Genomic DNA, 26,006 nt, shown 5'->3' with positions numbered 1-26,006 from the left:
GGTTTCAACCAGGGCGGCCTCCGCTGCTGACCGCATCGTCCTGCCCAACCTTCTGATTTGTTAAGCGCTTTACTTCTGTTCGCTGGCGTTACACAGGAGCCTGTTCGGCTCAGCAGGGCCACTCATTGAAGTTTGAACGTGGTAAAGCTGGAACGTTATTGATAGCTCGCAAGAGGTATCGGCACCGCACAGAACGGAACAGGGAGGGAACAGTGTGCGATTGAGTGTAAAGAGCGTAGGCCTGATTGTGTGCCTGCTGGGAGGAGTGGGGTGGTTGGAGCGCGCCGGGGCCAGTGAAGCCTTTGCACTGCAGTCGATGCGGGAACACTGGTCAGTGAGCCAGCGCTCATCCGCATCGGAGCCATCGCAGCGATACATTGTTCAGCTGGACTCTGAGCCGGTGGCCTGGTTCCTTCATCAGGATGACGACCCTGCTGCCCACGGTGGCAAGGGGTCCCCGCTGTTTTCTGCCGCTTCGCAGCGTTATCGCCAAAAGCTGATGCGGGAGGCCGACCAGTTTGAGCGGGGACTGACAAACAGTCGTCTCGATCTGAAGGTGAAGCACCGCTTTACCAGCCTGTTTAATGGCGTTGTGCTGGAAGGTCATCAGATTGATGTAGCACAAGTCGCGGCGATGCAGGGGGTGAGGGCGGTGTTTCCCGAACGCCTGTTCTATACCAACCTGGATACCTCGCTTGAGTTGATCGATGCGCCAGGGGCCTGGCGACGCGTCGGTGGTCGCGATGACGCGGGGGCTGGGGTGCGCGTCGCCATCATCGACAGCGGCATCCGTCCCGAACATCCGATGTTCTCGTCGGTGGGGTTCACTGCGCCGGAAAAAGGGATGCCGAGCGACGATTACTGCTCTGAACAGGACGCCAGTTTCTGTAACGGCAAGTTGATTGTGGCGCGCTGGTACATGCCATCGATGAACATCTGGCAGGATGAGCATCGCAGTCCGCTGGGTTTTAATGGCCATGGCACCCATGTTGCGGCCATCGCGGTGGGGAATCGGGTCGAAGTCGATCACAAGGGAAACCGGTTTACGCTGTCGGGAGTCGCCCCAGGGGCCTATCTGATGGTGTATAAGGCGCTGTTTTCCCCGGCTTACGATCCAACGCGAGCGATGGGTTCCAATATCACGCTGCTGCAGGCATTAGAGGACGCCGTCAATGATGGCGCTGATGTCATCAACAACTCCTGGGGTGGGGGCATCGGTCTCGACCCCGCATTCTCGCCATTTCATAAGGCGCTTATCGCTGCAGAAGCGGCAGGGGTGGTGGTGGTCAGTTCCGCCGGTAATGCGGGGCCGGAACCCGGCACCATCAGTTGCCCGGGCTGCGTGGCTTCGGGTTTGGCCGTGGCCAATACCACCCATGGCCGCTACATCAGTAACGTCTTGTCGCTGGGCAATCTGCCCGATGTTTACGCGCTTGAGGGAACCTCTTCGATACGGGTGAGCGAGGACATCAGCGCCCCTCTGGTTGCGGCGGATCAGGTTGACCCTGGCAACAGCAAGGGCTGTCGGCCCTTTGCTCAGGAGAGCTTCCGGGACAGCATCGCTCTGGTTCAACGAGGGGACTGTCCCTTTTTGGATAAAAGTGAGCACGCTCTCCTGGCCGGGGCGAAAGCGCTGGTGGTGGATAACCACCAGAGTGGCGAGCCCTTCGGCATGTTGATGGATAAGGCCCGTATCCCCGCTGTGATGGTTGACCAGGCCAGTGGGGCGATGCTGCGTGCAGCTCTGCTTAAGGGCAGCACGGCGCTGGCCACGATCTCTGCGACAGAGCACCCGGTGGTCTCGGAATCCCTGGTGGATATGGTCCATACGTCCAGTTCCCGGGGCCCTAATGGTGACCCGAATATCCTCAAACCCGATATTGCTGCGCCGGGGGCACTGATATTGTCCGCCGTCTCGTCCCAGGAGCCGGGTTACGAGGGCCAGGCGGTTGCGATGTTAACCGGCACCTCAATGGCGAGTCCCCATGTTGCCGGCGCGGCAGCGGTGCTGAAAAACCTCCATCCCAACTGGGGGGCACAAGCGATCAAAAGCGCGCTCACCTCCAGCGCACAAACGGAAGGACTGAGGCTGCCCGACTCAACCTCCTCGCCGACGCCATTTGATGTGGGGGCCGGGCGTCTGGATTTGGCCGCAGCTGCGGCCGCCAAGCTGACCTTTTCTGCCACAGGCTTCTCTGACGCCACTTGCATCCTGCAATGCCAGTTCAGTACCCGGGTGACCAATCGCTCCTCCAATAAGGGCACCTGGGTGGTCAGCACGGCGCTGGAGGGGGCAGAGGTCACAACGCAGCCGACCCAACTGGTGCTGGCCAGTGGTGAATCAGCGGAACTGGTGGTGACGGTCGACTCAACCCTGGCGAAAAAGGGGCAATGGCTGTTTGGCCGGGTTGAGCTGACCGCCGCTGACAATCATGCACACCTCCCCATTGCGGTGTATCCGGATATCTCTGATGACCTTAATCTGACCGCCATATACAGCGCAGAACCTGAGCATCAGTTGGGCGAACAGGCTCAGTACCATGCGGTGTTGTTTAATCGTGCTTTTAACGGACCGGTGACCGTCACGCTGGACATCGATGATGCCTTATCGATTGAACCGGACAGCATTGAAACCCAATTGTTGGGTGGGCTGGAGCAGGAGGTGACGGTAGACACGCAGCGTCGTCGATTGGTCTGGCAGGGGCGGCTTAATCAAACCATCGCCTCCATCACCGAGGTGCCTCCACTGGCTCAGAACAGCCTGGCGAGCGAGGCAAATCGGATCCCCTGCTTTGGCAGTTGCGACGAAGTGTCTCTGGTGTACACCACCGCATTGCCCTTTGAATTTCATGGGCGGAGCTACAACCAATTTACCGTCTCCAGTAATGGCTTCCTCTCTCCCGGAGAGACCAAGGCCAACAGCAGCTGGCTAAACCACCGGCTGCCAGATTCGCTGGTGCCAAATAATGTCATTGCGCCTTTCTGGACCGATCTTGACCTGCAGGATGAGGACGCTTTACCGGGCAACGGAAGCGGGGGCGGTACCTTGCACCTTTATCAGGTTAAGGACGGCGCCGGGGAGGTGAACTATCTGGTGGTGGATTGGATTGGGACGCAACTGGCCGGACACGGTGACGGTGAGGGCTACAGCTTTGGCGTCTGGCTTGGGGTTGGGCAGAAAAAGGGCCACAACCTGCTGCGTTACTACAAACTGGGGCCCCTGCCGGCCAACCTGACCGTTGGCGTTGAGGACGTACTCGGTGCCGCCGGTGTGATGCGGTATCACAATGGTGAAGGGGTGGCGCCGAAGGAGGGCGACACGCTGAAAGTCGAGATGATTCCAGCGGGTCAGCTGGCGATCGACTTTTCGCTGAGCTCGGTGTTACCCGAGGCGATCAGCGTCACCACGAAAGAGGACAATCCGGTTTCCGTTAAGCTCCTGCCTTCGGGGTCCCATCCGCTGGTCATGACTGCGGAGAACCAGGAAAACCGGGTCGAGGCGGTGCGGTTGGTGGACTTTGGTATTGATGAGGGAGTCAGTGTAAGGGTGTTGAATGCGCCGGATGCGGGCATCGTACAGCCACAGGGGAGCAGCATCGTTTACCAGCCGGAAGCGGACTTTTCGGGCCAGGACAGAGTGCGGTATGAACTGCTCGATGGCGGCGGCAATGCGCTGTTCCAGCAGCAACTGGTCATCGACGTCACCCAGGTCAATGATGCGCCAAGGATCAATATGCCGCTGTCCTATCAGGTTCGTAGCGGCGAGCAGCTGGAAGTGGGACTTCGGGCCAGCGACGTGGAGGGTGACCCTATCCAGTGGCAGGTCACCCAGCGACAAGGCACTGCAGTGGATACGGAGATTGTCGGCTCAACCATGATCGTGATGGCCCCAACGGTGCAGCAGGCGGAAACCGTCGTACTGGCTCTGGTGGCGAGCGATCCGCAGGTCAGCAGCCAACCGGTCATGCTGAACATCAAAATCTGGCCTGTCGAGGGTGAGGAGGAGAGTGGTGGCGGTGTGATGAGCGGCGTGGTTTTGGCCATCCTGCTCTGGCTGCTTGCAAGCCGAGGCTGGTGCTACAGGCGTCGGGCCCACTGAACGGAAAACTGGCGCCTCTGAGGGGGCGCCAGTTTGATCGAAGGCTCAACAGTAAGAGGCGGTTGTTACCACTTCTTTTTGGGCTGGAACAGCTGGTCCAGGTCGTCTTTCTCCGACTTGGGCTCATTGCTGACCTGGTGCAGGTTGGCTTTCTGCCGGGTGTCGATTTCGCCAAGCAGCTCGTTGGCGCGCTCCAGCATGGTGTCCTTAAACAGGTGGTCAGTACCGCCGTGACTGTTCAGGGTCGCCACCAGCTTGGACAGCAGTTGTTTGGCGGACCCCACCTGATTTGCCTGCAGCGCCATCCGGGCACGCTCAAACAGTACGGTGGCGTTAATACGCACCTGGAGCTGATCAACCCGATGGTTCTCCTCGACGTAGCGGTCGTGGTTCATGCGGGATTTGCTGTGCTCATTGCGGATCACCGCTTTCAGACGTTTTAAGGTCTGCACCATCGCCAACACCTGTTTCTCGTTGTTGGGTACGGAGAAGGTGTCGAGGGAGGGGGCGTGGTCGGCGCCTTTGGCCAGGTTGGTCAATTGGGCCTGAATGTCGGCCTTACGGCGGGCCAGGTCGGTGTGTTTGGGGTCGATCACCAGCGCGGCGTCCAGCGCATCGAGAATGCGTTGGTTCAGGGTGACCAGCAGGGCACTGGTAAAGGGCAGGACCGGCGCCATTGACAGGATCTGCTCAGTTTCTTCAATGATGGCACGCTGTTTCGCCATCTCCTGGCGCTTAACGTTCTCCACCTGCTCTTTGTGCTGCTGGATAAGGTTGATACCAATCACCAGCAGCAGCAGGGCGCCGAGCAGAAGCATCACGAGGGTAAAAGACATGGGTGGCTTAACCTGTATTGTTCTGTTGCCGAGTTTCTGTTGTTGAGCCGGGTCTTCCTACCCGGGGCCAATGCAGGAGAACTCCCTGATCTGCCTCACTCATTTTCGTCCTGCTTATGCTACACCCTAAACGGCAGAATTGCCCGTCCCGAGCGTGATTCTGCTGGCCAAGCGGCGGCAAAAAAGACGACGGATGAACCCCATACCTTGTAGGCAGGCCAGTCGTATCTTCATTGTGATGCGTCAAACTATATGCTTATTCCCATTTGATTTGTTTTGTCGCTGTGACTATAACTTTATTGAATTTCAGGGAAAGGAACGGTTCGATGAAGCTGCAGCAGCTCCGATACATTGTTGAAGTGGTCAACAATAACCTTAATGTGTCCGCCACCGCCGAGAGTCTCTATACCTCGCAGCCGGGCATCTCCAAACAGGTTCGGATGCTGGAGGACGAGCTGGGTATCCAGATCTTTGGCCGCAGCGGCAAGCATCTGACCCACGTCACTCCGGCGGGGCAGCAGGTTATCGACATCGCGGGTGATATCCTCGGTAAAGTGGAAGGGATCAAGCGCGCGGCGCAGGAGTACACTCAACCAGACCGGGGCGACCTCAACATCGCCACCACCCATACCCAGGCCCGTTATGCCCTGCCGTCAGTGATCCAGGGCTTTATCCACCGCTATCCCAACGTCAATCTGCATATGCATCAGGCCACCCCGGACCAGATCTGTGAGATGGCGGTGCGCGGTGACGCGGACTTTGCCATCGCCACTGAGGGGATGCACCTGTTCCATGACCTGGTGATGCTGCCCTGTTACCACTGGAATCGCTCCATCGTGTTCCCCAAGGATCATCCGCTGGCGCAAAGCAGCAAAGTGGGGCTGGAGGAGCTGGTGAAGTATCCGCTGGTGACCTACGTGTTTGGCTTTAACCGCAGCTCTGCACTGGAGAAGGCGTTCTCTACCGTGGAAGGGGATCCCCGCGTGGTGTTCTCGGCCACCAGCGCCGACGTATTGAAAACCTACGTTCGGATGGGACTGGGCGTCGGGGTGATGGCCACCATGGCACTGGAGCACGAGGACACGGAGGATCTGGTGGTGGTGGATGCCGCCCACCTGTTTGAGCCCAACACCACAAAGATTGGTTTCCGTAAGGGCAGCTTCCTGCGCACCTACATGTACGACTTTATGGAGCGCTTTGCACCGCACCTGACCCGCCCCCGGGTAGAGGAAGCCCTGAGCCTGAGAGACCAGGCCCAGATCGATGCCATGTTTAAGGACATTGAGTTGCCGATGCGCTGAGCGACTCCGTCTCAGGATAAAAAACGCCCGGCCAGTTGGCCGGGCGTTTTTGTGGGACGCGTCGGGCCAATCAGCACTCGACGATGTTCACCGCCAAGCCGCCTTTGGCGGTTTCCTTGTACTTGGAGCGCATATCCATGCCGGTGTCCCACATGGTTTTGATCACCTTATCGAGAGACACCTTATGCATGCCATCGCCGCGCAGGGCCAGGCGGGAGGCGTTGATCGCCTTCACCGCGCCCATGGCGTTGCGCTCAATGCAGGGCACCTGTACCAGGCCGCCTACCGGGTCGCAGGTGAGGCCCAGGTTGTGCTCCATGCCAATCTCGGCGGCGTTTTCCACGTTCACCACGGTACCACCGAGGATCTCGGTCAGTGCGCCAGCGGCCATGGAACAGGCCACGCCCACCTCCCCCTGGCAGCCCACTTCGGCACCGGAGATGGAGGCGTTTTTCTTATACAGAATGCCGATGGCGGCGGCGGTCAGCAGATAACGGGCGCAGATCTCGCGGTCCACCGGCTGAACAAACTTGTCGTAGTAGCACAGCACCGCCGGGATGATGCCGGCGGCGCCGTTGGTGGGGGCCGTTACCACCCGTCCGCCGGCCGCGTTCTCTTCGTTCACGGCCAGGGCAAACAGGTTAACCCAATCCATGGCGTTCAGCGGGTCGCGGTTGGTCACACCCTCCGCATGCAGGCGACGATAGAGGGCCGGGGCCCGGCGCCGCAGTTTCAGCCCACCGGCCAGGATCCCTTCACTGCGACAGCCACGGTCCACGCAGGCGCGCATGGTTTGCCAGATGGCCCACAGGCCGTCGATCACCGCTTCACGGTCCTGAACCGCACACTCATTGGCCATCATCAGGCTGGAGATGGATAAGCCATGCTCGGTGCACTGCTCCATCAGCTGTTGGGCAGTGTCGAAGGGGTAGGGCTGGCTGATGGTGATCTGGTTAATGCTGTCGCTCTGCTTGATCTCGTCCTCATCAAGCACAAAACCACCGCCGATGGAGAAGTAGGTGCGGCTGTAAACCAGCGTATCGCGGGTGTAGGCGTGCAGGGTCATGGCATTGGCATGCTCCGGCAGCGACTTGCGGCGATGGTAGGTGATGCCATCGGCGCGGGTGAATGCCACCTGCTGTTCACCGCCGAGCAGCATGGCCTGATCGGTAGCCACCGCTTCGAGCATCTTAGGCACCTGATCCGGGTCCACCGACTCCGGAGCTTCGCCCAACAGGCCCAGCACTACCGCGGTGCCGGTGCCGTGGCCTTTGCCGGTCTGCCCCAATGAACCAAACAGCTCACAGCGCACCTCGGTGATCTGGGACAGCTGCTCCTGGTTGCGCAGGTCGTCAATAAACCGGTTGGCGGCCCGCATCGGTCCCACGGTGTGGGAGCTGGAGGGGCCTATGCCTATGCTGAACATATCGAAAACGCTGATCATCTCTCTTCCCTGTCACGTCATCTTATTGAGCCGGATGGTACACTAGCGCACAGCACAGCCCAATCCGATGACTGAAATCTTTACCTATGGAGCGTAGCATGGGTCCTTTGATGGCCGATTTGACTGGCACGGAACTGACCGACCTCGATAAAGCCCTGTTGGCGTGTGACAGCCTGGGCGGCCTTATCCTCTTTTCCCGCAACTTTGCCGACCTGGCCCAGTTACGCCAACTGGTCGCCGATGTGCGGGCGCGCCGCCCTGAGCTGCTGCTGGCCGTGGACCATGAAGGCGGCAGGGTACAACGCTTTCGTGACGGTTTTACCGTGTTGCCTTCGGCGGGCCAGATTTTGAATGTGGCCGGTGACGATATGAATAAGGCGATGGGCTGGGCCCGTGAGCTGGGCTGGCTGATGGCCAGTGAGTTGCGCGCGTTTGATATTGATTTCAGCTTTGCCCCGGTGCTGGACCTGAACGGCATCTCCGAAGTGATTGGTGAGCGTGCCTTTGCCAGCCGACCCGATGCCGTGATTGCCCTGGCGGGGGCCTACATCGATGGCATGCACGACGCGGGTATGGCCTGTGTGGGTAAACATTTCCCGGGCCACGGCAGCGTAGCCGCCGACTCTCATCTGGCTGCACCGGTGGACCCGCGGCCGCTGGCGGAGATTGAAGCCAACGACATGGTGCCTTTTGTTGCCCTCAGCGCTAAGCTGGATGCAATGATGCCGGCGCACGTTACCTACCCGGCAGTGTGCGAACAGCCGGCAGGATACAGCCGCATCTGGCTGCAGAGCATCCTGCGTGGAAAGATGGGCTATCAGGGCCTTATCTTCTCTGATGACCTCGGGATGGCTGGTGCCGCCGGGGCGGGCAACTACCTCAAGCGCACCCATTCGGCATTGACTGCTGGCTGTGATGTGGCGCTGATCTGCAATCAGGGCGAAGCGGCACTGGCGGTGGCGCGGGTGCTGGCCCCCTGGCAACAGGTGCCGGTGCGGTTCCAGGCGATGATGGGTAAAACCACGGTGGACTGGAACACGCTGAAGGCATCAGAGCGCTGGCAACAGGCGGCGGCCCTGGCGGACAGGCTGCGGGAAGTACACTAAAAGGACGCTCAACCGGGCGACAAGGAGAGACGGGTGATCATCTATCTACACGGCTTTGATGCCACCAGCCCCGGCAACCACGAGAAGGTGATGCAGTTGCAGTTTATCGAGGAGGACGTGCGGTTTGTCAGCTATTCCACCCTCCACCCCAAGCACGATATGCAGCACCTGCTCAAGGAAGTGGATAAGCAACTGAAACTGTCCGATGACCCGGCCCCGCTGATTGTCGGGGTGGGCCTGGGCGGCTACTGGGCCGAACGGGTGGGTTTTCTGTGCGGCATCCGGGCGGTGATGTTCAATCCCAACCTGTGGCCGGAAGAGAACATGGTGGGCAAGATTGACCGCCCCGAAGAGTACGCCGACATCCGCAGTAAGTGCGTCAGCGAGTTTCGCCGTAAGAACCAGGGCCGGGCTCTGGTGGTTCTGGCCCGCCAGGACGAAGTGCTGGATACCGGTCGTATCGAGGCGGAGCTGTCCCCCTACTACCCGGTGGTGTGGGACGAAGAGCAGCTGCACAAGTTCAAGTCGATCAGTGCTCACCTGCGTCGGATTGAGGCGTTCAAAGCGTCGGAACCGGGCACACCGTTAACCCAGCAACCGGCCTGAGCCGCACTGGTCATTCCTCTGGGCTATAGCCCTATTCCGTTGTTGCATAATTGTGGCGGCTCGGTAAGCTGTGCGCGCAGACTCGGGCCCTGATTGGCGGGGCCCTGCGGTTGGCCCGTCCGGGCTGACCGCCGCACGAGTCTTTGCGTTTTGTCGCCCGATGCAGCTAACAGCGGTTTCGTTAGCTGCTTTTTTCCGACGCCATCCTCTGGCCATGAAACTGGACGCCCCCCCTTCCATTCGCTAAAACAGTCTTATGCCTTTTGGCTGGGCTCAGCCTGTGTGAGGCGTAAAGGGGTGAAAAATGAAGAAAATCGTGGCGAGAGTCACCGGTGAGGTTCAGGGAGTCTGGTTTCGTGCGTCGGCGCGGCAGGAAGCGCGCCGATTGGGGGTGACTGGGTATGTGCGCAACCTGAGCGATGGCTCGGTGGAGATCCTGGCGCAGGGCGGCGACCTGGCGGTGGACGCCCTGGTTGACTGGGCCCATCATGGGCCCGAACAGGCCGCCGTCATGGATGTGCTGGTCAGCGATTACGACGGCGACGACCTCTACCTGGATTTCGAGATTACGGATTAGCGCTGGCGCTGGGCTCGGACGGCTGCGGCTGTTCCATCCGGCGGATCTGCACAATCAGGCCCATCTTGGGATGGTCAAAATAGTGGATCTCGCGACTGCGCACGCGTCGGTTCTGCTCCAGCGGAATGGTCAGCAGGAACGGCTCACTCTCTTCGGCCACCGTCACATCGGCGGCCAGCGCTCCGCTGTCGGCTTCCAGTGAGGTTGCACTCCAGCGGCGCTCACCCTCTTCACGCAGGTCCAGTTTGGTTTCAATAAACAGGAAGTGGTCGAGGTAGATGCGCAGCCAGCCATTGAGCTGCCAAACCGCTTCCGAACCCTGGCTGCTGGGGGCAAAGCCAGTGAGGAAATTGAACTGGGACAGCAGTTCATCGTCTGGCGCTTTCAGATGACCATCCATGCGGAAACGCTCACCAAAGTTGACGCCACCATACAGGGCAAAGGGTTGAGCCTGACGTCGGCCATACACCGGCATCTGCCAACCGGTGTGCAGCAGAATTTTGTAACCCCGCTGGCGATTAAGCTGACTCAGCGCATCGTTAAACTGCAGCTGGGCGCTGGTCAGCAGATAGGGTTGGCCCTTGAGCGGGTCACCGGCCTGATCGGCGGTGGCGACCACCGGCAGCCGTGATGGCAGGGATGGGGTTGCGCTGTCTTCTCGGGCCTGACAGCCCGCAGGATCCATCAACCACTCATTGGCATCGCACTCTGCCAGCGCGGCCTCAAACTGGCTCAGATCCGGCAGCAGCGCCGGGCCAATCAGGTCGCGGGTGTTGCCCTGGGTCAGCACCGGTTGGTCCTGATCCCATATTTCACCGCTGTTGTCCGGGCGCGTAAACACGGCCACCTCCACCTCAAACCAGGTGGGGTCTTCGGCCAAAGCCAGGGGGCTGGTGACGCTGGCCAGCAGCGCCATTGCAGGAAGCAGGAATTTCACGAAAGCGTGGCCTCTTGTTTGAGATCCACCGAGAGGCGGTCAAGCCACTCGGTGACGGCGTCCAGACGAGCCTGGGGCGCCTCGATATCGTCCATAAACCGCAGTTTGGTCGGCCCGTCCATCTTAAGCTTACCGACGTTCGATTGCAGCAGTGCTATCAGGGTTTGTGCCTGAACCGGGGTATGTTCGGTGAATTCGAAGCTGCCGCCCTTGGCGTGAGCCTCAATTCGCCGGATCCCCAGCGTGGTGGCGCGCAGTTTCAGGCGGGTAACCGCCAACAGGTTTTCCGCCGCTTCCGGCAGTCGACCAAATCGGTCCACCAGTTCCACCTTGGCTTGCAGCAGGTCATCGTCACTGTTGCAGGACGCGATCTGCTTGTAGATGGCCAGGCGGGTGTTGACGTGGGGCAGGTAGGACTCCGGCAGCAGGGCCGGGATGCGCAGCTCCAGTTCCGCCTGGTCCGACAGGATCTGGTCGAGCGACGGCTCCTGACCGGATTTCAGGGCATTGACGGTTTGCTCCAGCATCTCCATATAGAGGCTGAAGCCGATCTTGCTGATGTGGCCGCTCTGCTCATCGCCGAGCAGTTCGCCGGCGCCCCGGATCTCGAGGTCCTGGGTGGCCAACAGGAAGCCGGCACCCAGATCATCCAGTTGCTCAATCGCCTCCAGTCGCTTGGCCGCGTCTTTGGCCAGCTTCTTGGCCGGGGTCAGCAGGTAGGCGTAAGCCTGGTGGTGGGAACGACCCACCCGGCCGCGCAGCTGGTGCAGCTGGGCCAGGCCGAATTTATCCGCCCGCTCAATCAGGATGGTGTTGGCGCTGGGAATGTCGATGCCGGTTTCGATGATGGTGGTGCAGACCAGCAGATTGAAACGACCGTGGTGGAAGTCGCTCATCACCTGCTCCAGCTCGCGCTCACGCATCTGGCCGTGGGCAATGCCCACCCGCGCTTCCGGTACCAGTTTGGCCAGTTCGTCGGCGCACTCCTGAATCGTCTCCACGCTGTTGTGCAGGTAGTACACCTGGCCACCGCGGAGGATCTCCCGCATCAGCGCTTCCCGCACCAGCGCGCCCTCCTGGGGGCGGACAAAGGTTTTCACCGACAGGCGGCGTTTGGGGGCGGTGGCGATGATGGAGAGGTCGCGCATGCCGGACATCGCCATATTGAGGGTACGCGGGATGGGCGTGGCGGTCAGGGTGAGAATGTCCACCTCGGCCCGCAGCGCCTTGATCTTCTCCTTCTGCCGCACGCCAAAGCGGTGCTCTTCGTCGACGATCAGCAGGCCCAGGTCGGGGAAGTTGATCTCGCTCTGCAGCAGCTTATGGGTGCCGATCAGGATGTCGACTTTGCCTTCGGCCAGTTGCTCCAGCACCTTTTTCTGCTCGCTGGCGGTGCGGAATCGGCTCATCACCTCAACCCGCACCGGCCAATCGGCAAAGCGATCACGGAAGTTCTCGTAGTGCTGCTGGGCCAACAGGGTAGTGGGCACCAACACCGCCACCTGCTTGCCGCCATTGACGGCAACAAACGCCGCGCGCATCGCCACCTCGGTTTTACCAAAGCCCACGTCACCGCAGACCAGACGGTCCATGGCCTGGGGCTTGGTCATATCCCGCAGTACGGCGCCGATGGCGGCAGCCTGATCAACGGTTTCCTCAAACGGGAAGGCCGCGCTGAAGCGCTGGTACTCCAGCTCGTCCATGGGGAAACCGTGGCCCGGTTTGGCCTCACGGCGGGCATAGATGTCCAGCAACTCCGCGGCCACATCACGCACCTTCTCGGCGGCTTTGCGACGGGCCTTGTCCCAGGCTTCAGAGCCCAGCTTGTTGAGGGTGACGCTCTCTTCGTCGGCACCGCTGTAGCGGCTGATCATGTGCAGCGCGTTAACCGGCACATAGAGCTTGGAGCCGCCACCGTATTCCAGCATCAGGAACTCGGATTCGAGCCCACCGGCTTCCAGGGTTTCCAGGCCGAGGTAGCGCCCGATGCCGTGTTTAAGGTGCACCACCGGCTGGCCCACTTTCAGCTCAGCCAGATTGCGGATCAGGGATTCGGAGCTGACGCTGCGGCGCTGTCGGCTGCGGCGGCTTTGCCGCACCCGACCACCAAGCAACTCCTCTTCACAGATGAGGGCGATCCCCTCCCGGCGCAGCATCACTGAGCGCTCAAGCGGGCTGACCACCAGACCCATCGGGCAGTTGCTGGCGAGGAAGTCGTCGATATGGTCGCAAGGTTCCGGCTTCAGCCCCGCCGGACGCAGCAGTTCCAGCAGCGCTTCGCGGCGACCTTCGGATTCCACCGAGAACAACACCCGTGGCACGTTTTCCAGATAACTGAGCAGCGGTGCCAGGGGCGTTTTCAGCAGGTGGTTGATCTCAATCTCCTGCACGTCGTCCACATCGGCGCGAGGTTCGCGGGCGATCTCGGAGACGCCAGCTTCGAGCTGGATGCGGCCACGCTGTTTGATCTCGCTGAACAGCTCTTCGTTGCGCAGGAACAGCTCGTGGGGAGCCAGCAGTGGACGCAGGGGGTCAACCCGCTGGTTTTCGTAGCGCGCTTCGGCGTCGCTCAGGTAGCGTTCGCAGGCGTCCTGAATCGGCCCGACCGTCAGCATCTGGGTGTCGTTGGGCAGAAAGTCGAACACGGTGGCGGTCTGGTCGAAGAACAGCGGCAGGTAGTTTTCTACCCCGCCGGGCAGGATCCCTTTGGACACCTGCTGATAGACCGACTCCGCTTCGTTACTGATGCGCTCAAAGCGTTGACGATAGTGGGCGCGGAAGCTGTCGATGCCCGCCGCGTCGGTGGGGAACTCCCGGGCCGGCAGCAGGCTGATTGAGGGCAGGGTGCCCTCGGAGCGCTGGGTATCCGGGTCAAAGGGGCGGATGCTTTCCAGTTCGTCGTCAAACAGGTCCAGTCGCAGCGGCGTATCGCTGCCCATGGGGAACAGGTCAACAATGGCGCCGCGAATGGCGTACTCGCCATGTTCGCGGACCTGGTCGACGTGGTGGTAGCCGGCCTGCGTCAGATCCTGTCGCAGCTTCTCGATATCCAGCGTCTGGCCTTGCTCGAATCGCACCACTTTGCCGGCCACAAAGGCGGGCGGGCAGACCCGGGTCAGGGCGGTGGGCACCGGAAGGATCACCAGGCCACGCTTGAGGCCGGGCAGGGCATGCAACGCTTCGAGGCGCTGGGACACGATGTCCTGATGGGGCGAAAAGCTGTCGTAGGGCAGGGTTTCGCGGTCCGGGAACAGCAGCACCGGCAGATCGTCGCGGCACAGATAGGCCAGCTCCTGCTCCAGGCGCAATGCGGTTGGCGTGTCGTGGGTCAGCAGCAGTGTCAGTCCGCTGTGACGGCGCGCCATGGTATTGATGGCCAGCGATTTCGCTGAGCCCACCAGTCCGGTCAGGCGTAACTTGCTGTGAGGACCGCCCGCTGGCGGCTCAAGAGGGGAAAAACGACTCATTGGCACGACTTGGAATTCGGTTGAGGGTTTAGTGTAAAAAAGCGCGTCACAGCTCGCCAGCACGACGCCGTTCGGCGCGTTCCCGCAGCAGCCGCTGCTGGATCTGCAAGCTGGCCCGTACCAGTCGGTCCTGATCGGACTCACGGATGGCGGTAAAGGCCACCTCGATCTGCTGGCCCTGGTCATTGGCGCTGACCTGGCTCACTTCGCCGTGGGCAAACACCGCCACCTGAGCATGGGGCAGGAAGAGGCGCAGTGCCAAAGCCTGGCCTACCGCCAATGGACGGTCGACCTGCAGGGTAACGCCGGAGCCGCCAAAACGCAGGCCGCGGGCGCGGTAATGGGCGTTGGGGTCCTGAGCCAACTGCTGCTGCAGCACCAGATCGATTTTCTGGGATTGCAGGCTCAGGTATTCGGCCAGGGCCTTGGCGTGTTTCTCCAACCCTTTGAGCAGAGGCAGGCAGTGGCTCTCAAGGTCGGTGACCTGCGCCATCAGGGCGAACGCCTTGGGCATGGCGTCGGTCAGGGCGCTTTCCGACAGCCACAATTGGGCTTCGTCGATGGGGTCCAGCAGGGCCTCAAAGTCGCTTTCGACGCTGAACAGACCCGGATCGGTCTCGGACATGATCTTCCCTTTTAGTGCGTTGATGATGGCGTGTTATCGGGATGCGGCGCCGGGACGGACCCAATACCGTCCATTCCATCGTCCGGGCGGCCGCTGACAACCTGTTGAATAGTACCCAATTCGGCGCCATCACGCCAAAATACCCGCTTCCGGCCGGCGCGTTTGCCTAACCGGTAAACACTTCCCGGCCGTGCCCGGCTACCGCGGCTTAGGGGTGTCCGTAATGCGCATTGCGGCGGATTTTTTCACCCGTCTCGGCAGCGCCTCACTAGGATTCTGGCGGTGGTATGGGGTAGTATCGCTGAACACGCTGTTTTATCGCGACTTTGCGCGGTAACACCTTGGTTGTACCGGCGAACTGTTTTAGCCAGATGGTACAGAACGTGCCCGACCCGGGTTCCGCAGGATGGAATCGGGTAACGGAATGCCCTGTTAACTGATGAGTTTATCCAAACGGCCCCTATGTCTCAGGCTTTGCCTTCCCTGTCGCTCTTTGTAGGGCTGCGCTACTGGCGTGCGCGCAAGGACACCCGATTTGTCTCCTTTATTACCCTGTTCTCCGTGCTTGGCATCGCGCTGGGCGTGGCGGCGCTGATCATCGTCAGTTCGGTGATGAACGGCCTGGAAGGGCGCCTGAAGGGCAAGATTCTTGGGGCTGTGCCGCAGCTGGTGATTGAAGCCGGTGAGGGCCCCATCAGCCGCTTTGAGCCCCTGTTGCAAGGCGACCCCCGCATTCGTGGTGCGGTGCCGATGCTGACCTCGGAAGCGATGGTTCAGCGGGGCAGCGAGCTTGGCGGCGTGCAGCTGCTGGGCATCGACCCGGACACCGAAACCCCACTTTCCGTGGTGACCAGCCACATGCTGTACGGTCAGCTGAAAGACCTCAGCCCCGGCGATTACCACATCATCCTGGGCAGTCAGCTGGCTCGTCGCCTGAACGTGCTGCCCGGTGACCGGGTGCGGGTGATGACCGCCCAGGGCGCCCGCTATACCCCGATGGGCCGGGTGCCGGCGCAACGACAGTTCACCGTAGCCGGGGTGTTTGAGCTGGGTTCCGACATCGACAAAGCCCTGGCCCTGGTTAACCTGTCCGACGCCGAGCGCCTGCTGCGCCAGAGCCCGGACCTGCGCCTCTATCTCAATGATGCCTTTGATGCGCCGCTGCTCTCTGCCGAGCTGGCGGCCAAAGCGCCGCAACAGCTGGGGGAAACCCTGACCCTGACCGATTGGCGCAGCCAGTATGGCCAGCTGTTCTCTGCCGTAAAGATGGAGAAGCGGATGATGTCGCTGCTGCTGGGCCTCATCATCGCCGTGGCGGCGTTCAATATTGTGTCGGCGCTGGTGATGATGGTGACCGACAAAACCGCCGATGTGGCCATTCTGAAAACCCTGGGACTCTCCCGTGGCCAGGTGATGGGCATCTTCTCGGTACAGGGGATGAGCAGTGCTGCCCTCGGTACTCTGGTGGGCATGACCATCGGCCTGCTGCTGGCCAACCATCTGCAACCGGTGTTGTCACTGCTGGGTATCTGGTTGCTGCCGCCGGGTCAGCCGTTGCCGGTGATCATCGACCCGGTGCAGGTGGCCAGTGTGGTCGGTGGTGCTCTGTCCCTGAGCTTCCTGGCCACCCTCTATCCCGCCTGGCGGGCGTCCCAAGTCAATCCGGCGGAGATTTTACGCTATGAGTGAACCCTTACTGCAGTGCATCGACCTGGGCAAGGTCTATCAGGAAGGCCGGCAGAAAACCCGGGTACTGCAAGGCTTGAATCTGACCGTGAACGCCGGCGAACTGGTGGCGATAGTGGGCAGCTCCGGCTCCGGCAAGAGCACCCTGCTGCACCTGTTGGGCACCCTGGACACCCCGTCTGAGGGGGAAGTCCGGTTTCGTGGCCAGAACCTGACCCGGCTCTCCGAAGCCCAACGCAACCGTCTGCGCAACGCCGATCTGGGCTTTGTCTATCAGTTCCACCATCTGCTGCCGGAATTTACTGCGCTGGAAAATGTGGCGATGCCGCTGATGATCTCCGGACTCAGCCGTAAGCAGTCCGCCGAGCGAGCCGCAGAGCTGCTGGCCCGGGTTGGTCTGGCCGAGCGCCACCACCATAAGCCCGGTGAACTGTCCGGCGGTGAACGCCAGCGGGTGGCGATTGCCCGTGCCCTGGCGAATCAACCGGCCCTGGTGCTGGCGGATGAGCCCACTGGCAACCTCGATGCCACCACGGCGGAATCGATCTACAGCCTGATCCGCGAACTGGCGGCGGAGCAGGGCACCGCCTTTGTGGTGGTGACCCACGACCGTGACCTGGCGGCGCGACTGGACCGTCAGCTGGAGATGAAGGCGGGCCACCTGGAGGCGGCGGATGCTCAACACTAAGGGGCCGCTGGCGCTGCAGATTGGCTGGCGCTTCCTGCGGGCTCGCAACAACAACCGCTTTGTCTCCTTTATCAGCCTCTCCTCTGTGGTGGGTGTGGCACTGGGGGTCACCGTGTTGATCCTGGTGCTGTCTGCCATGAATGGGTTTGAGCGGGAACTGAAAGACCGGCTGCTGGCGGTGGTGCCCCATGCCGAGATGACCGCCATCGATACCCCGATTATTGATTGGCCAGCGATGGTGCAAAGTGCCGAAGCGGAGCCCGGTGTCGCCGCGGCGGCCCCCTTTGTGCTGATCGAGGGGATGCTGCAGAAGGGCGACACCATGAAGCCCGTGGCGCTGCGCGGGGTTCTGCCGAAGTGGGAGAAGGACGTTTCCGACGCCCACCGGTTTATGAGCGACAGCGCCTGGAACAGTTTGACTGACAACCAGCCCAATCTGGTGCTGGGAAAAGCGCTGGCTAACCAATTGGGCGTTGAAGTGGGGGACCGCATCAGCCTGCTGCTGCCCCGCGCCGGAGCCGGGCCGTTGGCCGGTTACCGCACCCGGCACCTGACCATCACCGGTCTGTTTGATCTGGGCGGTGAGATTGATCGCACGGTGGCCTTTACCAACCTGGCTGCCGCCGCTGAGCTGGCGGGGATGGGGGACGGCGTCAGCGGTGTGCGCATTCGCGCCGACAACCTGTTCGAAGCGCCGCAACTGATCCGCAATATCGGTTTTGCTCAGCAGCACCCGCTGTATCTGACTGACTGGACCCGCACTCAGGGTCACCTTTACAGCGACATTCAGCTTATCCGCACCCTGACCTACCTGGTGCTGGTGCTGGTGGTGGCGGTGGCCAGCTTTAACATCATCTGCTCTTTGGTGATGTCGGTGCGGGACAAGCAGGCGGAGATCGCCATTTTGCGCACCATGGGCATGGGCCGACGCGGCATCCTGCAGAGCTTTATGGTGCAGGGGGCGCTGACTGGGCTGCTGGGTTGCCTGATTGGTGCGGCGCTGGGCGCCATTCTGGCCTGGAAACTGTCCGATCTGATGGCGGCGCTGGAGCGGCTGTTTGGCATCCGCTTCCTGTCCGGAGACATCTACTTTATCGACTTCCTGCCCTCAGAGCTGCACTGGCAGGATGTGGCCAGCGTCAGCCTGCTGGCCTTCGCGGTGACGCTGGTGGCCACCTGGTACCCCGCCTGGCAAGCCAGTCGCCTGCAACCGGCTCAGGTGCTCTAAGCTGACCAGCAGGGCCTGAGCACGTATGCTTGGATGCCAGAGCACGGTGACCGTTGAAATCGTCTTTCCCGGCGCTGGCCCTCAATGGGCTGGCGCCGTTCAGTTCAACTCAGATGTCGCGTATTCGCGGGAGACTTATGTCCGTTGTTGTCCGCCTTCGCCCGCTTGAGCGGGATGACCTGCGTTTTGTTCACCACCTCAATAACGACCGCCAGATCATGGCGTACTGGTTTGAGGAGCCTTACGAGGCGTTTGTCGAGCTGCAACAGCTCTACGACAAGCACATCCATGACCAGTCTGAACGCCGCTTTATCGCCGAAAACGGCGAGGGGGAAGCGATTGGTCTGGTGGAGTTGGTGGAGATCACCCATATCCACCGTCGTGCCGAATTCCAGATCATCATCGACCCGGCGCACCAGGGCAAAGGCTACGCCCGTCCGGTGATGGCTAAGGCGGTGGACTACGCCTTCAAAGTGCTCAACATCCACAAGCTGTATCTGCTGGTGGCGGTGGAAAACACCGTCGCGGTGCGCCTCTACCGTGAGTTTGGTTTTATCGAAGAGGGCACGCTGGTGGAGGAGTTCTTTACCGACGGGGCCTATCGCGACGCCATCCGCATGTACATGCTGCAGGGTGAGTACCTGTCACGCGTCGCTGCGGCTGAGAAAAGCTGATAGCATTGGCGCCCGATTTTTGAGGAGACCCCCATGGCCAAAACCGCCAGTGCCCTGCACATCCTGGTCAAGCACGAAGCCAAAGCGCAAGAGCTGCTGCAACAGCTGGAAAAGGGCGCCAACTTCCAGACCCTGGCCAAGAAACACTCCACCTGTCCGTCCGGCAAAAAGGGCGGACACCTGGGGGAGTTTCGTAAAGGCGATATGGTGCCGACCTTCGACAAGGCGGTGTTCACCGGCCCGATTCTGAAGCCGATTGGCCCGGTCAAAACCAAGTTTGGTTTTCACATCATCAAGGTGCTGTACCGCACCTGATTTTTGCTGATTCGACCATGACCGAATTTCAAAAAATGATTCAGGGGCTGCCATTTAACGGCGGCGATGCCGAGCTGTCCGCCATCCGCGACCGCGCCTTTGATCTGCTGCACCGCATCCGCCAAAGCCCCACTTTCGATGCCACCCAACCCCTGTTTGCTGAGTTGTTCGGTCAGTTGGGGGAGGGCTCGATGGTCCGGACGCCGTTTCAGTGTGAGTTCGGTAAGACCATCCGCATTGGCCGCGGCTGCTTTATCAACACCAACGTGGTGATGCTCGATGGGGCGGAGATCCACATTGGCGATAACGTGATGGTGGGGCCGAGCGTGCAGTTCTATACCGCCTCCCATTCCCTCAACCATCTTGAGCGCCGTCAGTGGGAGACCCTGTGCCAGCCTATCCGCATCGAGCAGGATGCCTGGATTGGCGGCAATGTGGTGATCAATCCGGGGGTCACTATTGGGGCGCGTGCCGTGGTGGCCGCTGGCGCGGTGGTCACCCGGGATGTGCCGGCAGATACCCTGGTAGGTGGGGTTCCGGCTAAGGTGATCAAATCATTGGCTTAGGGGGGCAGCGGCCTTCGCGATACCAATGAGATACAACGAAAAACGGCACCCTTGGGTGCCGTTTTGCTTTAGCGCGGAGTGCGGGTGCTGCGCAGTTCCCGTCGCTTCTTCCAACTGAACAGAATGGCGTAGCGCCACAGGCTGTTGATCACCAGATAGGTGAAGGCGGCGCTGGCGATGCCGAGAATGGCGCAGCCCAGAAAAAACGGGGGCCCGAAGGCGTGCATGCTCTCCGTCAGCCAATGCCAGCTCAGTTCGAAATGGAAACCGGTGCGGGGCCAGTCCATCACCCAGGTGCCACAAAGATAGGCGGCGTAGAACATTACCGGCATGGTGACCGGATTGGAGATCCAGACGGTGGCTACCGCCAGTGGCAGGTTTACCCCCACCAGAATGGCGAACAGCGCCGCCACCACCATTTGAAAGGGGATCGGGATCCATGCTACCACCATGCCGAGGGCCAACGCTCCGGAGGCGGAGCGTCGATTCAGATGCCAAAGACTCGCACGCTGCATCCATGGCCCGAGCAGGCGCAGGCTTTTGTGCTGGCGGATCACTTCCGGATCCGGCATGAATCTCTGGATCGTCTTCTTCGGCATAACGGTTGAATATTACCTAAACGTTCAGTGAACGGACTTCTACTGGGCTGGGTTATCGCCTTGCTGTCGGCCATCATCTGGCCGGGCCTAGTGCCATTGCCCCTTTTGCTATTCAGTATACCTGCGGTGGTATTGCTGCGTCGTTACCCTTTGCTCCTGGGATGGATTTTGGGGGTGACGCTGTTTCACCTGCAGGCCCATCGGCTGGTCCATCCGGAGCGGCCGCTTCATTCCGGCGACGTGACTCTGGTGGCGCGCGTGGCCTCTCTGCCAGTCGGCGACGAAATATACCAGCGATCCCAGTGGCAGGTCGAGGCCATAAATGGCGAAACCTTTTCACTTTGGTGGCCAGACCGGGTCACGCTGGGCTGGTACGGCGCACCGGTGCTGGCTCTGGGGCAGCGCTACCAGCTTCAGGTTCGTCTTAAGCCCCCCTCCGGGATCCTTAACCAGGGCGGGGGCAACGCCCGTCAACGGGCCCTGGCGGAGGGGATCAGCGCCACGGGCTATATCCGTAATGGGCTGATATTGGAGGATAGTCGGCATTGGCGTGGGGTGTTGGCCACACGGCTGGCGAACCAGGTGTCTGCGTTGCCCCGTGGCGATCTGCTGCGGGCGCTGGTGCTGGGGGACCGACGCGGCATCGGCAATGACCGTTGGCAAGCGCTGCGAAGCTCAGGGCTGGTGCACTTGGTGGCGATCTCCGGCCTGCACCTGAGTATTGTGGCCGGTTGGGTGTTGTGGCTGGGCCGCAAAGGGCTGTCCCGGTTCCGGCCCAGCGCCACCGGACAAGGGCAGGGCGTGCTGTGGCTGATCTGTGGCGCGCTGGTGTTGGGCTACGCGGCGCTGGCCGGCTACGCTCTGCCAACCCGCCGGGCGGCGGTGATGGTGCTGCTGGCGCTGGCATTGCTGTGGCGCTGTCACGAAGCCAGGCCCTGGGAACTGGCGTTACGTGCGGCGGCGCTGGTGTTGCTGTTGCAACCGCTGGCGGCGCTCAGTGCCGGGTTTTGGCTCTCTTTCGGGGCGGTCGTGACGCTGCTTATGTTGAACTGGTGCCGCCCGCCGCCTGAGGGGCGCTGGGCCAAACTGGGCTATCTGCTCTACCTGCAATTGGGGCTGGCACTGGTGATGACCCTGATACAGGGGGCCTGGTTCCAGACCTATACCCTGCAGGGGATCTGGGCCAATGCTCTGGCGCTGCCCCTGTTTTCCCTGTTGGTGCTGCCGTTGTGCCTGCTGGCGGGGATGATGGCGATTGTTGTGCCGGAGTGGGCAGCCACACCGCTGTGGCTGGCGGATCAGGCACTGGCCTTGGTGACCGTATTGTCAGAGTGGGCGCTGTGGGCGGAGCAACGCTGGCCGTTGCTGGGCGGCCACCTGAACAGCGAGGCGGCGGTCAGTCTGCTGGTGGTGTTGCTGGCGCTGGCGATGGGCCTGCTGCGTCCCTGGCGAACTTGGCCGGTGTACCTGATGGTGTTGTTGCTGGTGGTTGGCTGGCGACTCTGGCGCCCCGAGCCGCCCTGGCAACTTCACCTTATCGATGTGGGGCAGGGGCTGGCGGTGGTGGTGGAGCAGGAGGGACATTTCCTGTTGTACGACACTGGTGCCGCCTTTGTCAGCGGCTATCGTTATGCCGAGCGGGCGGTGCTGCCGATGCTGCGGGAGCGGGGCGCTGAACGACTGGATTATCTGGTGGTGAGCCACAGCGACAACGATCACGCCGGTGGGGTACCGGCGATTCGTGACGCCTTGCCTGTTCTGGCATATCGGGGCCTTGGGGGCGCCTGTCAGGGCGAAGAGCAGTGGCATCGGTTAACCCTCCGTTGGTGGCGGGCGCCAGCCGGACCGGCCGAAGCGCGCGCCATCGACAATAATGATTCCTGCACCGTGCGGATCAGCGATGGCGTTCACAGCGTATTGCTTCCCGGCGACATCGAAGCGGACGCTGAAGCGTTAATGGTGGAAGCCGGCGTTGCAGGGCCGGTATCGGTGTTGGTAAGTCCTCACCATGGTTCTGCCACCTCCAGTTCACCCGGGTGGCTGGCGGCACTCTCACCACAGTGGGTATTGGTGCCAGCGGGTTATCGTAATCGCTGGGGCTTTCCCCACCCGGCGGTACTGGCCCGTTACCGGGCCATCGACAGCCAGGTTTGGGTGGTGGGCCAGGAGGGGCAGATCACGGTTGGCTTCTGGCCGGGACAACCGGCGAGGTTGATCAGTCAGCGTCGCCATCGCTCCCCCTGGTGGTATAACAGGCAACAGGACGCAAAATAGCGCCCGAACATTGGTATCGCCGTGCGTGGGGGGTATGATGGCCCCTTTGAATCATTAGCCCTAAGGCGTTCATGAGCGCAGAAAATCAGAGCCAGGTTTGGCCCACTTTTAAACGACTGTGGCCCTATGTCCTGCCCTACAAGATGGCCTTTATTGCGGCCATCATCGCGATGATGGTTTACGGTGGTGTTGACGCCGCCATGATCTATCTGGTCAAACCGCTGATCGACAGCGGCCTGGCCGACGGTAATGCCAGCACCTTCAAATGGGCCCCCCTGGTGGTGGTTGGCCTGTTTATGATCCGCGGCCTCGGCAACTTTGTCTCCACCTACTGCATGGCCTGGGTTTCCCAGCACGTTATTCGTTCCATGCGCCAGGCGGTGTTTGAGAAGTACCTGAAGCTGCCGGTGACCTACTTTGACAGCCGCTCCAGTGGCGATCTCATCTCCAAAATCACTTACGACACCGAGCAGGTATCCCGCGCCTCCACCAACGCGCTGATCAGCATGGTGCGTGACGGTTTTACCGTTATCGGCCTGCTCTTCATCATGTTCTACGAGAGCTGGCAACTGTCCGCCATCTTCTTCCTGGTGGGTCCGGTGGTGGCTTGGGTGATCACCATAGTGAGCCGCCGCTTCCGTAAGATCTCCAAGAACATTCAGGCCGCCATGGGCGGGGTGACCAGTGCATCTGAGCAGATGCTCAAGGGCCATCGTAACGTGCTGGCCTTCGGGGGCCAGGAGGTGGAGTCTGCGCGTTTCGACAAGGTGAACAACCACACCCGTCAGCAGAACATGAAACTGGCGGCGGCTCAGGCCATCAGCCAACCGGCAATCCAGATCATCGGCTCCATCGCGCTGGCGGTGGTGCTGTTTGCGGCCAGTTTCCCCAGTGTGTTGGACAGCCTGACCCCGGGCTCCTTTGTCGCCATTATCGGCGCGATGATGGGCCTGATGACGCCGGTTAAGCACCTGACCCGGGTCAACGCCGAATTCCAGCGTGGCATCGCTGCGGCCAGCAGTGTGTTTGAAGTGCTGGACGAAGCCGAAGCGGTGGACAACGGCAGCGTTGAGCTCAAGCGGGTTAAGGGTGAAGTGCGTTTTGACAACGTCACCTTCCGCTACAACGAGGAATCCGATCCGGTACTGAAGCAGATCGACCTGGCCATTCCGGCCGGGCAGACGCTGGCCCTGGTAGGGCGGTCCGGCTCCGGCAAGTCCACACTGTCCAGCCTGTTGCCCCGTTTCTACGACATCGCCAGTGGCACCATCACCATTGATGGTCAGGACATTCGTGACGTTACTCTGGCCAGCTTGCGTAATCAGATCGCCATGGTGTCCCAGCAGGTGATTCTGTTTAACGACACCATCGCCAACAACATCGCCTACGCCTGCGATGAAGCCGTTACCCGCGAGCAGATCGAAGCGGCGGCGGAAGCGGCGCACGTGATGGATTTCGTCAAGGATATGCCGGACGGGCTCGACACCCTGGTGGGTGAGGATGGCGTTCTGCTGTCCGGCGGCCAGCGCCAGCGTATTGCCATCGCCCGCGCGCTGTTGCGTGATGCCCCCATCCTGATCCTGGATGAGGCGACCTCAGCGCTGGATACCGAATCCGAGCGTGCCATTCAGGCGGCGCTGGAAACCCTTCAGCAGGGCCGTACCTGTCTGGTGATCGCGCACCGACTCTCCACCATTGAGAATGCGGACCAGATCGTGGTGATGGATAAGGGCGCCATCGTTGAGAAGGGCGATCACAACGACCTGATGAACCACGGTGGCATCTACGCCCAGCTGCAACAGCTGCAAGCGAGCGACTGAGTATGAGCAAGGCGCTGGAACGGGCGTGGCAACAGGGCCACCCGGCCCTCTATCTGCTGGCCCCGCTGACCGCCCTGTTTGCCCTTATCAGTGTCAGTCGCCGCTGGTTATACCGCCGGGGCTGGCTGTCGTCACCGCGCCTCTCTGTGCCGGTGGTGGTGGTCGGCAACATCAGCGTTGGTGGGAACGGCAAGACCCCGACGGTGCTCTATCTGGTGGCGCTGTTGCAGAAAGCCGGGTACCGGCCCGGCATCATCAGCCGCGGCTATGGCGGAAAAGCGCCGCACTATCCCTACCGGGTGGACGCCGACACGCCAGCGGAATACTGTGGCGATGAGCCCGCCCTGATGGCCCAGCGCACCGGCGTGCCGGTGGCGGTGGGGCCTGACCGGGTCGCCGCAGCACAGTTGCTGATCGACAGTGGCGAAGTGGATGTCCTGATCAGTGACGATGGCATGCAGCATTACCGTCTGGCACGACAGCTTGAAGTCGCCGTCATCGACGGCCAGCGTCGGTTTGGCAATGGCTGGCTGTTGCCGATGGGCCCGCTGCGCGAGACGCCGGCGCGGCTGCAGCAGTGTGACCTGAGGGTCTGTAATGGCGGCGAGGCCCAGCCAGGCGAATACGCCATGACGCTGATGCCCGACCAATGGCAACGGGTGGATGGCTCCGGCCCGGCTGAACCGCCTGCACCCCAGGTGGCGATGGCGGGTATTGGCCATCCGCCGCGCTTTTTCGACACCCTGCGTTCGTTGGGAATGGCGCCGGTCGCCTGTCACGGATTTGCGGATCACCAGCCTTACGAGGCTGATATCCTGACCCAATTGACCGACACTGGCCAGTCGCTGGTGATGACCGAAAAAGACGCGGTCAAGTGTCGCGGCTTTGCCCGCTCCAACTGGTATTACCTACCGGTTACTGCTAGTTTGGGGCGGAATTTTGATACCGAATTTTTGCGTAAGTTGAAGGAATCGCTCGATGGGCTTTGATAACAAGCTGCTGGAGATCATCGCTTGCCCGGTTTGCAAGGGTAAGCTGGAATATGACCGTGAAGGCGACCGCCTGATCTGCAAGGCGGATCGACTGGTGTACCCGATCACCGAAGGCATTCCGGTTCTGCTGGAAGACCGGGCCGAGCCCCTGCGCGACGAGGCCTGA

At 61.2% G+C, this 26,006-nt stretch carries 21 protein-coding genes; 15 read left to right on the top strand and 6 right to left on the bottom strand.

Going from position 1 to position 26,006, the window contains the following annotated elements; all coding sequences use genetic code 11:
• The first annotated feature begins 214 nt into the window (after positions 1 to 214).
• A complete protein-coding gene (locus FBAL_RS12855; RefSeq protein ID WP_013346028.1) occupies positions 215 to 4,099 on the top strand; it encodes a S8 family serine peptidase in 3,885 nt (1,294 codons plus the stop codon).
• A 65-nt stretch (positions 4,100 to 4,164) separates the two neighbouring features.
• Here FBAL_RS12855 and FBAL_RS12850 read toward each other — a convergent pair whose 3' ends face one another.
• Positions 4,165 to 4,935: a hypothetical protein gene (locus tag FBAL_RS12850; RefSeq protein ID WP_013346027.1), complete on the bottom strand. Its 771-nt coding sequence runs from the start codon at positions 4,933 to 4,935 to the stop codon at positions 4,165 to 4,167.
• A 326-nt stretch (positions 4,936 to 5,261) separates the two neighbouring features.
• Between FBAL_RS12850 and cysB the strand changes: the two genes are divergently transcribed.
• Positions 5,262 to 6,236: an HTH-type transcriptional regulator CysB gene (cysB, locus tag FBAL_RS12845; protein WP_013346026.1), complete on the top strand. Its 975-nt coding sequence runs from the start codon at positions 5,262 to 5,264 to the stop codon at positions 6,234 to 6,236.
• Positions 6,237 to 6,306: 70 nt separating this feature from the next.
• On the opposite strand, the gene FBAL_RS12840 is transcribed toward cysB, so the two are convergent.
• Entirely contained in the window at positions 6,307 to 7,680 is a 1,374-nt protein-coding gene (locus FBAL_RS12840) for an L-serine ammonia-lyase (protein ID WP_013346025.1), read from the bottom strand.
• A 98-nt stretch (positions 7,681 to 7,778) separates the two neighbouring features.
• Between FBAL_RS12840 and nagZ the strand changes: the two genes are divergently transcribed.
• The 3 genes from nagZ to FBAL_RS12825 all read left to right on the top strand — a co-directional run bounded on the left by nagZ (position 7,779) and on the right by FBAL_RS12825 (position 9,969).
• Positions 7,779 to 8,786: a beta-N-acetylhexosaminidase gene (nagZ, locus tag FBAL_RS12835; protein WP_013346024.1), complete on the top strand. Its 1,008-nt coding sequence runs from the start codon at positions 7,779 to 7,781 to the stop codon at positions 8,784 to 8,786.
• A gap of 33 nt (positions 8,787 to 8,819) precedes the next feature.
• On the top strand, positions 8,820 to 9,392 hold the full coding sequence (ycfP, locus tag FBAL_RS12830) for an alpha/beta hydrolase YcfP (RefSeq protein ID WP_013346023.1): 573 nt from the start codon (positions 8,820 to 8,822) through the stop codon (positions 9,390 to 9,392).
• 304 nt (positions 9,393 to 9,696) lie between these two features.
• Positions 9,697 to 9,969: an acylphosphatase gene (locus FBAL_RS12825; protein WP_013346022.1), complete on the top strand. Its 273-nt coding sequence runs from the start codon at positions 9,697 to 9,699 to the stop codon at positions 9,967 to 9,969.
• Here FBAL_RS12825 and FBAL_RS12820 read toward each other — a convergent pair.
• From FBAL_RS12820 to FBAL_RS12810, 3 genes are read right to left on the bottom strand one after another with little or no spacing between them, the layout of a single operon-like run.
• Positions 9,959 to 10,906 carry a CsiV family protein gene (locus tag FBAL_RS12820; RefSeq protein WP_013346021.1) on the bottom strand — a complete coding sequence of 316 codons (948 nt, stop codon included), beginning with the start codon at positions 10,904 to 10,906 and terminating at the stop codon, positions 9,959 to 9,961. The two genes, FBAL_RS12825 and FBAL_RS12820, sit on opposite strands and share 11 nt — an antisense overlap.
• A complete protein-coding gene (gene mfd / locus FBAL_RS12815; RefSeq protein WP_013346020.1) occupies positions 10,903 to 14,373 on the bottom strand; it encodes a transcription-repair coupling factor in 3,471 nt (1,156 codons plus the stop codon). The genes FBAL_RS12820 and mfd overlap by 4 nt, the downstream gene beginning before the upstream one ends.
• A gap of 46 nt (positions 14,374 to 14,419) precedes the next feature.
• Entirely contained in the window at positions 14,420 to 14,998 is a 579-nt protein-coding gene (locus tag FBAL_RS12810) for a PilZ domain-containing protein (protein ID WP_013346019.1), read from the bottom strand.
• Positions 14,999 to 15,460: 462 nt separating this feature from the next.
• Between FBAL_RS12810 and FBAL_RS12805 the strand changes: the two genes are divergently transcribed.
• From FBAL_RS12805 to FBAL_RS12780, 6 genes are all read left to right on the top strand, one after another.
• The gene (locus FBAL_RS12805; RefSeq protein ID WP_013346018.1) at positions 15,461 to 16,687 is read left to right on the top strand and encodes a lipoprotein-releasing ABC transporter permease subunit; all 1,227 of its coding nucleotides are present in this window, start codon (positions 15,461 to 15,463) and stop codon (positions 16,685 to 16,687) included.
• Positions 16,680 to 17,372 (top strand): lipoprotein-releasing ABC transporter ATP-binding protein LolD, encoded by a 693-nt coding sequence (gene lolD / locus FBAL_RS12800; protein WP_013346017.1) that lies wholly within the window; start codon positions 16,680 to 16,682, stop codon positions 17,370 to 17,372. The genes FBAL_RS12805 and lolD overlap by 8 nt, the downstream gene beginning before the upstream one ends.
• Positions 17,359 to 18,600, top strand: a complete 1,242-nt coding sequence (gene lolE, locus FBAL_RS12795; RefSeq protein ID WP_013346016.1) for a lipoprotein-releasing ABC transporter permease subunit LolE — start codon at positions 17,359 to 17,361, stop codon at positions 18,598 to 18,600. Before lolD ends, lolE begins: the two co-directional genes overlap by 14 nt.
• Before the next feature lie 137 nt (positions 18,601 to 18,737).
• The gene (speG, locus tag FBAL_RS12790; protein WP_013346015.1) at positions 18,738 to 19,274 is read left to right on the top strand and encodes a spermidine N1-acetyltransferase; all 537 of its coding nucleotides are present in this window, start codon (positions 18,738 to 18,740) and stop codon (positions 19,272 to 19,274) included.
• A 33-nt stretch (positions 19,275 to 19,307) separates the two neighbouring features.
• A complete protein-coding gene (gene ppiC / locus FBAL_RS12785) occupies positions 19,308 to 19,589 on the top strand; it encodes a peptidylprolyl isomerase PpiC (protein ID WP_013346014.1) in 282 nt (93 codons plus the stop codon).
• A 17-nt stretch (positions 19,590 to 19,606) separates the two neighbouring features.
• Positions 19,607 to 20,155: a sugar O-acetyltransferase gene (locus FBAL_RS12780; protein WP_013346013.1), complete on the top strand. Its 549-nt coding sequence runs from the start codon at positions 19,607 to 19,609 to the stop codon at positions 20,153 to 20,155.
• 68 nt (positions 20,156 to 20,223) lie between these two features.
• Here FBAL_RS12780 and FBAL_RS12775 read toward each other — a convergent pair whose 3' ends face one another.
• Positions 20,224 to 20,754: a DUF2062 domain-containing protein gene (locus FBAL_RS12775; protein ID WP_013346012.1), complete on the bottom strand. Its 531-nt coding sequence runs from the start codon at positions 20,752 to 20,754 to the stop codon at positions 20,224 to 20,226.
• A gap of 27 nt (positions 20,755 to 20,781) precedes the next feature.
• On the opposite strand from FBAL_RS12775, the gene FBAL_RS12770 reads away from it, so the two are divergent.
• From FBAL_RS12770 to FBAL_RS12755, 4 genes are all read left to right on the top strand, one after another.
• Positions 20,782 to 23,028: a DNA internalization-related competence protein ComEC/Rec2 gene (locus FBAL_RS12770; protein ID WP_342633021.1), complete on the top strand. Its 2,247-nt coding sequence runs from the start codon at positions 20,782 to 20,784 to the stop codon at positions 23,026 to 23,028.
• Between the two features lie 71 nt (positions 23,029 to 23,099).
• Complete coding sequence (gene msbA / locus FBAL_RS12765) at positions 23,100 to 24,848, top strand: lipid A ABC transporter ATP-binding protein/permease MsbA (RefSeq protein WP_013346010.1); 1,749 nt, start codon at positions 23,100 to 23,102, stop codon at positions 24,846 to 24,848.
• A gap of 2 nt (positions 24,849 to 24,850) precedes the next feature.
• On the top strand, positions 24,851 to 25,837 hold the full coding sequence (lpxK, locus tag FBAL_RS12760) for a tetraacyldisaccharide 4'-kinase (protein WP_013346009.1): 987 nt from the start codon (positions 24,851 to 24,853) through the stop codon (positions 25,835 to 25,837).
• Positions 25,827 to 26,006: a Trm112 family protein gene (locus FBAL_RS12755; RefSeq protein ID WP_013346008.1), complete on the top strand. Its 180-nt coding sequence runs from the start codon at positions 25,827 to 25,829 to the stop codon at positions 26,004 to 26,006. Before lpxK ends, FBAL_RS12755 begins: the two co-directional genes overlap by 11 nt.

The organism is Ferrimonas balearica DSM 9799, from assembly GCF_000148645.1.
GTDB classification, from domain to species: domain Bacteria; phylum Pseudomonadota; class Gammaproteobacteria; order Enterobacterales; family Shewanellaceae; genus Ferrimonas; species Ferrimonas balearica.
This window is presented reverse-complemented; position numbering and strand designations above follow the sequence as displayed.